Annotated in this window: 12 protein-coding genes; 4 read left to right on the forward strand and 8 right to left on the reverse strand. The window is 68.9% G+C overall.

Annotation, left to right across the window (positions count from 1 at the left end; translation table 11 throughout):
- Positions 1-155 precede the first annotated feature (155 nt).
- The 3 genes from ABZW96_RS33765 (at position 156) to ABZW96_RS33775 (ending at position 1,560) form a co-directional block, all read left to right on the forward strand.
- Positions 156-794 (forward strand): O-methyltransferase, encoded by a 639-nt coding sequence (locus ABZW96_RS33765; RefSeq protein ID WP_355080428.1) that lies wholly within the window; start codon positions 156-158, stop codon positions 792-794.
- A 109-nt stretch (positions 795-903) separates the two neighbouring features.
- Entirely contained in the window at positions 904-1,104 is a 201-nt protein-coding gene (locus ABZW96_RS33770; RefSeq protein WP_355080416.1) for a hypothetical protein, read from the forward strand.
- A gap of 225 nt (positions 1,105-1,329) precedes the next feature.
- The gene (locus ABZW96_RS33775; RefSeq protein WP_355080418.1) at positions 1,330-1,560 is read left to right on the forward strand and encodes a hypothetical protein; all 231 of its coding nucleotides are present in this window, start codon (positions 1,330-1,332) and stop codon (positions 1,558-1,560) included.
- A gap of 16 nt (positions 1,561-1,576) precedes the next feature.
- Here ABZW96_RS33775 and glgC read toward each other — a convergent pair whose 3' ends face one another.
- On the reverse strand, positions 1,577-2,791 hold the full coding sequence (gene glgC / locus ABZW96_RS33780; RefSeq protein WP_355080419.1) for a glucose-1-phosphate adenylyltransferase: 1,215 nt from the start codon (positions 2,789-2,791) through the stop codon (positions 1,577-1,579).
- 137 nt (positions 2,792-2,928) lie between these two features.
- Here glgC and glgA point away from each other — a divergent pair, with 137 nt between their 5' ends.
- A complete protein-coding gene (glgA, locus tag ABZW96_RS33785) occupies positions 2,929-4,083 on the forward strand; it encodes a glycogen synthase (protein WP_355080430.1) in 1,155 nt (384 codons plus the stop codon).
- 9 nt (positions 4,084-4,092) lie between these two features.
- Here the strand turns inward: glgA and ABZW96_RS33790 are convergent, their stop codons facing one another.
- The 7 genes from ABZW96_RS33790 to ABZW96_RS33820 form a co-directional block, all read right to left on the reverse strand.
- Positions 4,093-4,905, reverse strand: coding sequence for a putative RNA methyltransferase (locus ABZW96_RS33790; protein WP_355080432.1), 813 nt, complete (start codon positions 4,903-4,905; stop codon positions 4,093-4,095).
- Between the two features lie 63 nt (positions 4,906-4,968).
- Positions 4,969-5,136, reverse strand: coding sequence for a DUF3117 domain-containing protein (locus tag ABZW96_RS33795; RefSeq protein WP_011211259.1), 168 nt, complete (start codon positions 5,134-5,136; stop codon positions 4,969-4,971).
- Between the two features lie 139 nt (positions 5,137-5,275).
- Entirely contained in the window at positions 5,276-5,869 is a 594-nt protein-coding gene (locus tag ABZW96_RS33800; RefSeq protein WP_355080421.1) for a DNA-3-methyladenine glycosylase I, read from the reverse strand.
- On the reverse strand, positions 5,866-6,186 hold the full coding sequence (locus ABZW96_RS33805) for a DivIVA domain-containing protein (RefSeq protein ID WP_039800550.1): 321 nt from the start codon (positions 6,184-6,186) through the stop codon (positions 5,866-5,868). Before ABZW96_RS33805 ends, ABZW96_RS33800 begins: the two co-directional genes overlap by 4 nt.
- A 48-nt stretch (positions 6,187-6,234) precedes the next feature.
- Positions 6,235-7,371: an Mrp/NBP35 family ATP-binding protein gene (locus tag ABZW96_RS33810; protein ID WP_355080423.1), complete on the reverse strand. Its 1,137-nt coding sequence runs from the start codon at positions 7,369-7,371 to the stop codon at positions 6,235-6,237.
- A gap of 19 nt (positions 7,372-7,390) precedes the next feature.
- Entirely contained in the window at positions 7,391-8,251 is an 861-nt protein-coding gene (locus ABZW96_RS33815) for a lytic murein transglycosylase (RefSeq protein ID WP_355080424.1), read from the reverse strand.
- 114 nt (positions 8,252-8,365) lie between these two features.
- On the reverse strand, positions 8,366-9,310 hold a 945-nt coding region (locus ABZW96_RS33820), incomplete at its 5' end, for a lytic transglycosylase (protein ID WP_355080426.1).

Genomic DNA, 9,310 nt, shown 5'->3' on the forward strand with positions numbered 1-9,310 from the left:
GCACGGTCGGTGGTCTTGCGATGCCCATACTCTTTCTGGTCCTGATATGGCCGGGTTATGGAGATGCTGAGGGTCACCTGAGAAAACCGGCGGCGGAAATGGCGGGCGGCGCGTGTTGTCCGGAACGCCGAGATCACCCGCCCGGCGTTAGCCTCATACCCGTGGCATCGAATCTGGAGCGGAATCTCGCCTATGTGGAGGAATCCGTCGTGGAAGACGAAATCCTCGTCAGCGCGCGGGAACGGGCCACCGAACTCGGCGCGATACCCGTGCCGCCCTCGGTGGGTGCGCTGCTGAGCATGTACGCGCAGTTGCTCGGTGCGCGCGCGGTGGTCGAGGTCGGCACCGGCGCGGGCATCAGCGGCCTGTGGCTGCTCGACGGCATGCGCGAGGACGGCACGCTCACCACCATCGATTCGGAGCCGGAACACCAGCGCGCGGCCAAGGAGGCGTTCCGCGCCGCCGACATCCCGCCCGCGCGCACCCGCCTGATCAACGGGCGGGCGCTGGACGTGCTGCCCCGGCTGGCCGACGGCGCCTACGACCTGGTCTTCATCGACGCCGCGCCGCTGGAGCACCCGGAGTACGTCGCTCAGGCCGTGCGGCTGCTGCGCGACGGCGGCGCCATCCTGCTGCACAACGCGCTGCTGGGCGGGCGCGTACCCGATCCGGCGCAACGTGATCCGGCCACGCAGGCGGTGCGCGCCGCCACCCGCGCCATCGCGGAGAATCCGGAACTCACCTGCGTGCTGATTCCGGTCGGCGACGGATTGCTTTGCGCCTCACGCGGTTAGCGATTCGCGGAGCAGTCTGATTCCACCCCGGAATCCGGGGTATGCGCTGAGAAAGAACTCAGTGAGGAAAACAGTTATGCGTGAACTAACACCCCTCGAAGTAGCGGCTATGGGGGAAGTCGTGACCGAACGGCGCACGAGTTGGTTGCGGCCGACGATGATGGCCCTGCTGCTCGTGATTCTGGGAGCGGTGCTGGTGATGGTGGTGGTGAGCAACACCGATTTCGACACCGGCCCGGCGAAAACCACGCCTACCCCCGGTCCCTGTGAGCCGTTCTGCACCCAGAACGTCGCCCCGCCCGCCCCGTAATCCCGCCGTCGACCGCGCGCGTACTCCGGCCGAATAGGCCTGCCGCCGAAGTTTTTCCGGAATTCCTGGCCGCCGTGCCGTTTCTTCATCGCAGCCGCACCACCCGCCGGCGTTCGCGAAACAGCCACCGAACGAGCACGGTTCGGCGCATGATGCCGCGAAAGACCGAAGATCCCCGATACTGGTGGAAGTCATGTTCCGAGTGGATCCGGAGGCGGGTGCGGCATGGTGATGATGATGTTTCTCTGGGACGAAGACGAGCGTCGTCCGAAGCCGATTCATTGGGGCCGGACCATGATCGCTTTCGCCGCGGTGCTGTTGTTCGCCGTGCTGGTGGTCTATTTGGTGAGTACCGCCGATTTCGGCGGCGCCTCGAAATCCACCGTGCCACGCACCCCGGGCCCTTGCGCGCCGTTCTGCATCAATTCGCCCGCGCCCGAGCAGGGCGCGCCCTAGCCCGATCCAGGCGGTACTACACCCAGACACCCTTGCCGACCGTGACGACACCGCCGTTGCTCACGGCGAAGCGGCTGCGGTCGCGCGCCAGGTCCACTCCGATGATCTCGCCCTCGCCGACGACGACGTTCTTGTCCAGAATGGCGTGCCGGACCACCGCGCCGCGCCCGATCCGCACGCCGGGCATGAGCACGCACCCCTCGACAGTGGCGCCGTCGTCGACCATGACGTTGCCGCTGAGCACCGAATTGCGGACGGTGGCGGCCGACAGGATGCTGCCCGCGCCCACGATGCATTCCTGCGCCAGGCCGCCCTGGGCGAACTTGGCGGGCGGAAGGTTCTCGGTCGCCCCGCGGATCGGCCAGTGACGGTTGTAGAGATTGAACACCGGATGCACCGAGACCAGGTCCATGTGCGCGTCGTAGAACGCGTCGATGGTCCCGACATCGCGCCAGTAGCCGCGGTCGCGGTCGGTGGCGCCCGGCACGTCGTTGTCGGCGAAGTCGTAGACACCGGCCTGCCCCGCCGCGACGAGGGCCGGGATGATGTCGCCGCCCATGTCGTGGTCGGAGTCGGAGTTGTCCGCGTCCGCCCGGATCGAGTCCACCAGCACCTTGGTGGTGAAGACGTAGTTGCCCATGGACGCGAAGGTGACGTTCGGGTCGTCCGGGGTGCCGGGCGGATGCGCGGGCTTCTCCAGGAACTGCGTGATGCGGCCGGACTCGTCGCTATCGATGCAGCCGAACGCGCTCGCCTGGCTGCGCGGCACCCGGATGCCGGCCACGGTTACACCGGCACCGGAATCGATGTGATGGCGCACCATCTGCTCCGGGTCCATCCGGTAGACGTGATCGGCGCCGAAAACCGCGATGTATTCCGGGTCCTCGTCGTAGATCAGGTTCAGTGATTGCAGGATCGCGTCCGCGCTGCCGGTGTACCAGCGCGGTCCCAGCCGCTGCTGGGCGGGCACGGGGGTGATGTACTCGCCCGCGAAACCGGACAACCGCCAGGTCTGCGAGATGTGCCGGTCGAGCGAATGCGACTTGTACTGGGTGAGCACGCACAGCCGCAGGAAACCCGCGTTGACCAGATTGCTGAGTACGAAATCGATGAGACGGTAGGCGCCGCCGAACGGGACGGCGGGCTTGGCGCGGTCGGCCGTGAGTGGAAAGAGTCGCTTGCCCTCACCACCGGCGAGCACGATTCCGAGTACGTGCGGCTGGCTCCTCACACCTGCCAAACTACCGGGTGAAGCGCCCGTGAGTGGCCGCCGCGGACGCGAACGTTTAGTTTGGATCGGTGAGTTTCGGCACGGATGGCGGACGTTCGCCGGTGGATTCCGGCGAACGGGACCGGCTTCGCGTCGCGATGCTGACCCGTGAGTATCCGCCCGAGGTGTACGGGGGGGCCGGGGTGCACGTCACGCAGTTGACGGCGCATTTGCGTCAACTGTGCGAGGTGACCGTGCATTGCATGGGTGTCGACCGCGCCGATGCCGTGGTCCACCAACCAGATCCGTCGCTCTACGCCGCCAACGCCGCGCTGCAGATGATGTCCGCCCAGTTGCGGATGGCCGACGCGGTGGGCGATGTGGACGTGGTGCACTCGCATACCTGGTACAGCGGCCTGGCCGGCCATCTGGCCGCGGCCCTCTACGGCGTCCCGCACGTGCTGACCGCCCATTCCCTGGAGCCGCGCAGGCCGTGGAAGGCCGAGCAGCTCGGCGGCGGCTACCGGCTCTCGTCCTGGTCGGAGCGCAACGCCGTCGAGCACGCCGACGCCGTCATCGCGGTGAGCGAGGGCATGCGCCACGACGTGCTCGACGCCTACCCCGCGGTGGACCCGGACCGCGTGCATGTGGTGCACAACGGCATCGACGGGGCGGTCTGGCATCCCGGCCCCCCGGCGGGCGGCGAGCCGTCGGTGCTCACCGAACTCGGCGTGCGGGCCGACCTTCCCCTCGTCGCCTTCGTCGGCCGCATCACGCGCCAGAAGGGCGTCGGCCACCTGCTGGCGGCCGCCCGCGACTTCGACCCCGACATCCAGCTCGTGCTGTGCGCGGGCGCGCCGGACACGCCGGAGCTGGAGCACGAGGTCGCCACGGCCGTCCAGGAGCTGCGACAGCGGCGCGGTGGGGTGTTCTGGGTGCGCGAGATGCTGCCGACCGAGCGGATCCGGCAGATTCTCGCCGCGTCGGCACTGTTCGTGTGCCCGTCGGTGTACGAGCCGCTGGGCATCGTCAATCTGGAGGCGATGGCCTGCGCGACCGCGGTGGTCGCCTCCGACGTGGGCGGCATCCCCGAGGTGGTCGACGACCGCAACGGCCGACTGGTGCACTACGACGCGGGCGCAGCCGAGGACTACGAGCACGGACTCGCCGCCGCCGTGAACGAAGTGGCCGGTGATCCGGAGCTGTCCGCTCGGCTGGGCGCCGCGGGGCGCGAGCGCGCGATCTCCGAATTCGACTGGTCACGCATCGCGGCGCGCACGGTCGCGGTCTACGACGAGGTCAGAAAAGGCTGAGCCGGGCGATCAGGCCGCTCGGCGGTAGGTGCCGACGACGACCGACGCGGTGACCTCGACGGTCTCCGGCAGCCGCGCGAGACGCTCCGCTCCGGCGGCCGCGTGATGCGCGGACGGACCCATGCCGACCACATGTTCGACATCGGTTCTGGCGAGCGTCATCGGATACTCGATCAATGTCCGGTCCACGGGTTCGAGATGTCCCGTCATCGCGGCGTCGAGCCTGCTGTTCTTGTCGGGGTCGACCCGCACCATGTCCAGCGGCTCGATCAGTTCGCCCAAGTGGCGCTCGGTGGGTGTGGCTACAACGAAGCGACCGTCCTCGGTGAGCACCCTGGCGATCTCGCCGGGATTGCGCGGGGCGAAGACGGAGAGTACGCAGGCGAGCGCGCCGTCGCGGATCGGTAACCCGCGCCATGCGTCGGCCAGCACCGCCGCGGCGCGCGGGTGCGCGCGGGCGCACCGCCGGACGGCGGGTTTGGCCACGTCCAGCCCGATGCCGACAGCCGGGGGAGCGGCGTCGAGTGCCCGAGCGAGGTAGTAGCCGGTGCCCGCGCCGACCTCCAGCACCGGACCGTCCGTCCGGCGCGCCGTGGCGGCGCGCGCCACAGCGTCCGCGATCGGCCTGAAGTGGCCCTCGCTCTGGAAGGCGGCGCGGGCGTCGAGCATGGCCGCGGTGTCCCCGGTCATCTTGGTCGACGCACCGGTCAGCAGGCTGACGTAACCCTGCCTGGCGACGTCGAAACTGTGGCCGCGACCGCAGCGCAGTGCTCGATCCCGCGGTTCGAGCGCGAGCGACGCGGCGTCCCGGTGCGCCCGCAGGCATTCCGGGCAGGCCAGGACGTCGGCCGCGTCGGCGAGGGCCGAGTGCTCAGCCGGGGCCACTCAGCTCGTGACGCTCTTCAGTTCGTCACCGAGCGCCGCTGCTTCGTCCGGCGTGAGCTCGACGACCAGACGCCCGCCACCCTCGAGTGGAACCCGCATGACGATTCCACGCCCTTCTTTGGTTGCCTCGAGGGGACCGTCCCCGGTACGGGGCTTCATGGCCGCCATCCTCTGCTCCCTCCAGATCTGCGCGGTCCTTGCGCACTTTTTGGAACTCCAGTTGTCACCAACCAGCGAGCTCGCCGGCGTTTGGCGAGCTACACCCGTCCCATTCTTCCCTATCGCCGATAGGGACGGATAGCTGAGTTCAAAAAGTGACCGGTCGGCCCGTCTCGGGCCGGGCGCTGCCCACCCAGCAGTCGGCCACATGATCATCGACCATTCCGGTCGCCTGCATCAGGGCGTACGCCGTGGTCGGTCCGACGAACCGGAATCCACGCCGTTTCAATTCTTTTGCCATGGCGGTGGATTCGGGCGTGGTGGCGGGCACGTCGGCGCCGGAGCGCGGGCGCGGGCGCGGCAGCGGGGCGAACGACCAGAGCAACGCGTCCAAGCCGACGTCGAGGTCACGCGCGACGCGTGCGTTGGCGATGGCCGCGTCGATCTTGAGGCGGTTGCGGACGATGCCGGCGTCGGCCATCAGCCGGGCGACGTCGTCGTCACCGAACTCCGCGACTCGCGCGATCGAGAAATCTGCGAACGCCGCGCGGAAGGCCGGGCGTTTGCGCAGGATGGTCAGCCAGGACAACCCGGATTGGAACGCCTCCAAGCAGAGCCGTTCGAACAACGCGTCGTCGCCGTGCAGGGGCTTGCCCCACTCGTAGTCGTGATAGTCCCGGTAGAGCTGGGAATCCAACGGCCACGCGCAGCGGATCAGTCCGTCGTCGGCGAGGGCGCTCATTTCGACTCCGGCGCGATCGGCGTCTGCCATCGCGCGGCCTGCGCCTCGGCCAGTTGGTGCTGGAGCTCATCGATCCGCGCGGCCAGCCGGGCCAGCGCCCAATCCACCTCTCCGGCTTTGTAGCCGCGCACCACCTGCTGGAATCGCAACGCGCGCACGTCCGCCCCGGTGATCCCTTCCACCGGCAGCACGGTGGCCGTCGTACCCTCCGGCAGCGGCCCGAGTTCCTCTGCCCGCCCGAACACCGCACTGGCCAGTAGGAACAGCACCGCGGCGACCAAGCCGACGATCAGCACGTACAACAGCATGGTGAGCATGGGACCGAGCTTATTAGCGAGCACCGACAGTCGGGCTCGCGCGTGGCCCTACAAATGCCGGGTGGTGTCGATGCCGAGCGACATGCCCGCGAGGCCGCGACGTCGGACGGCGAGCTTGTCGGCGACCTCCAGCAGGGCCTTGGCGGCCGAGTTCTCCGGATCGCGCAGCACGATCGGAGTACCTTCGTCGCCCGCTTCGCGCAGCGCCTGTTCGATGGGGATCTGGCCGAGCAGCGGCACGGTCGCACCGACGGCGCGGGTGAGCCGGTCGGCGACGGCCTGCCCGCCGCCGGAGCCGTACAGGTCCATCCGGGTGCCGTCCGGCAGGTCCAGCCAGGACATGTTCTCCACCACGCCCGCGATGCGCTGCCGGGTCTGCAACGCGATCGCGCCCGCTCGCTCGGCCACCTCCGCGGCGGCGGGCTGCGGGGTGGTGACGACCAGGATCTCGGCGTTCGGGATCAGCTGTGCGATGGAGATCGCGACGTCGCCGGTGCCCGGCGGCAGATCCAGCAAAAGGATGTCGAGGTCGCCCCAGAACACGTCGGCGAGGAACTGCTGCAACGCCCGGTGCAGCATCGGGCCGCGCCAGACCACGGGGGTGTTTCCCTGGGTGAACTGCGCGATCGAGATCATCTTCACGTCGTGCGCGACCGGCGGCATGATCATCCGCTCCACCTGCGTCGGCCTGGCGTCGGTGCCGAGCATGCGCGGGATGGAATGACCGTAGATGTCGGCGTCCAGCACGCCGACCGACAGGCCACGCGCGGCCATGGCCGCGGCAAGGTTGACCGTCACGCTGGACTTGCCGACGCCGCCCTTTCCGGAGGCGACGGCGTAGACGCGGGTCAGCGAGCCGGGCTGGGCGAAGGGGATGACCGGATCGGCGGAGTCGCCGCGCAGCTGCTTGCGCAGTGCGGTGCGCTGCTCGTCGTCCATCACGTCGAGGTCGACGCTGACGGCGCCCACACCAGGCACGTCGGCGATGGCCTTGCTCACCCGCTGCGTGATCTCGGTGCGCAGGGGGCAGCCCGCCGTCGTCAAATAGATCTCCACGTGGACATCGCTATCAGCGCCGATGACGACGCTTTTCACCATGCCCAGTTCGGTGATCGGCTTGCGGATCTCCGGGTCGTCGACCTTCGCGAGGGCACCCCGCACATCCGATTCCGTAACCACTGGCATGGCCGGAATTTTAGGCGTGTCAAATTTTGGGCAGGTCTCCGGCCCGGGGTGCGACCCCCGTGCTGTAGGAGGTCTCCCATGCCATGACGTTCGCGACATAGGCCATGGAGTGGTTGTAGCGCAGGATCGCCTTGGACTGTTGCGCCAGGTCGCGCATGTTCAGGCCGCCGTCGCAGAGGTACCTCCCCGCCGTCAGCGCGGCGTCGAAGAGGTTCTGCGGATCGGCGATGCCGTCGCCGTTGCCGTCGGCCCCGTAGCGCTTCCAAGTGTCGGGCAGGAACTGCATCGGGCCGATCGCGCGGTCGTAGCTGTCCAAGCCGTCCAGCGCGCCGTCGTCGGAATCCCGGACGACGTGGTTGCCGTTGAGCGAACCGTCCAGCACGGGGCCGTAGACGGGGCTGAGCGGGTTGCCGTCGGCGTCGGCTTTGCCGCCGTACGCGTGGGTGGACTCGACCCGGCCGATACCGGCCAGCAGCGACCACGGCATGCCGCACACGGGGTTCTCGGCGGCCAGGACCCGTTCCGCGTTCTGATAGGCGGCGACGGCGATGCCGGGGACGCCGAGCGGCCCGGCCTGCATGGCGGCGGCCTGCCGACCACTGGGCAGCGCAACGGTTTTCACCACGGGCGTCGCCGTGGGCGCGGCCTTGGCCATTGCGTGAGCGAGGAATTCGGTCCCGGCGACAGGCTCGACCATCGATTGCGCGGCGCCCTGAACGTCCTGGCCCTCCGGCGTATGGACGGCGGTCGCGAGCGGCGCTGCCTCGCCTACCTCGGAGGCGGCCGTGACGGATACGAGCCCTGCGGGAACCAATCCGGTCAACGCGATGACGGAACTCCGTCGAACGGTGGCAGGCGGTTGTTTTCGATGACGCCCCACGGTGTGGTGACCCTCCCATGGCTCGCTGTGAGCCCTTTGTTACGGAACCAAGAGGAAGGGTACCGCATCCGAGATCTTTTTGTTACTGCTTCGTGATCTGATGCCAGGTTTGAATCACTGCTGGGGCGCGGGTGGCGCGGGAAGGGGGATGACGATGCCGAACGGCAGGGTGATTCCGGGCGGCGGCGTGGGTGTGGGTTCGGCGGCGGTCGCCGATTCGGGTTCCGGTGCGGGTGGTGTGGTGGTGGCGGCGGGTTCGGATTCGCGGCGAGACTCGTTGTCGCGGGCGGGTAGGTCGCCCGGGATGGGGGCAGGTTCGGCGGTGGCGAGCGTGGTGTCCGGCTGTCCGCATCCGGCGGCGAGCTGGTCCTGTGTGCCGGGTTGTCCTGCGGGAGCGGGCTGTCCTGCGGTGCCGGGTTGTCCCGCTGTAGCGGCCTCCGCGGGTTTGTCCGCCCCGGCGGGATCGGTGGAACCCGGGTTGCGCGGCTCGGCCGGTGTGGCGCTGTAAGGCTGCTGCGGTGCGAGCGGTACGCGGGCGGTTCCGGGTAGGTCCGGGAACGGCATCGGAGCGGGAACCGATTGCCCGACACAGGGATTCACCGGCGCTGGAGCCGGGCAGAAGATCCCGCACGGGATCGGCGGCAGACCGGGAAGCGTGATCATCACCTGCGTCGGCTGCGGTCGCGGCCGGGGCGCTCGATACTGTCCGGCCGGATCCGTGGTCGGGGTGGTGGTGCGCACCGCGGTCATGTCCGTGCCCGGCCCCACCGGCGGCAACGACCCCGGCGCCACCAGATCCGGCGACACCCGCACCTGCGTCGGCGAACCACCCGACCGATACGCCCGAGCCCAGCTCAACACATTCGCCGCGTACGCCATCGAGTTGTTGTACCGCAACACCGCCCGCAACTCCTGCGCCGGATCCCGCAGATCCAAACCCCCCGAACACAAATACTTCCCCGCCGCCAACGCCGCATCGAACACATTGTGCGGATCGGCCACCCCGTCCCCGTTACCATCCGCCGCATAAGCCCCCCACGTCCCCGGCAAGAACTGCAT

The organism is Nocardia sp. NPDC004168, from assembly GCF_040610355.1.
Classification (GTDB): domain Bacteria; phylum Actinomycetota; class Actinomycetes; order Mycobacteriales; family Mycobacteriaceae; genus Nocardia; species Nocardia sichangensis.

Bases quoted from the DNA above. Each gene is read 5' to 3' on its own strand.
- ABZW96_RS33770 (WP_355080416.1), top strand. From the start codon at position 904: ATGGGGGAAGTCGTGACCGAACGGCGCACGAGTTGGTTGCGGCCGACG.
- ABZW96_RS33775 (WP_355080418.1), top strand. From the start codon at position 1,330: ATGGTGATGATGATGTTTCTCTGGGACGAAGACGAGCGTCGTCCGAAG.
- glgA (WP_355080430.1), top strand. From the start codon at position 2,929: ATGCTGACCCGTGAGTATCCGCCCGAGGTGTACGGGGGGGCCGGGGTG.
- ABZW96_RS33795 (WP_011211259.1), bottom strand. From the start codon at position 5,136: ATGGCGGCCATGAAGCCCCGTACCGGGGACGGTCCCCTCGAGGCAACC.
- ABZW96_RS33800 (WP_355080421.1), bottom strand. From the start codon at position 5,869: ATGAGCGCCCTCGCCGACGACGGACTGATCCGCTGCGCGTGGCCGTTG.
- ABZW96_RS33805 (WP_039800550.1), bottom strand. From the start codon at position 6,186: ATGCTCACCATGCTGTTGTACGTGCTGATCGTCGGCTTGGTCGCCGCG.
- ABZW96_RS33810 (WP_355080423.1), bottom strand. From the start codon at position 7,371: ATGCCAGTGGTTACGGAATCGGATGTGCGGGGTGCCCTCGCGAAGGTC.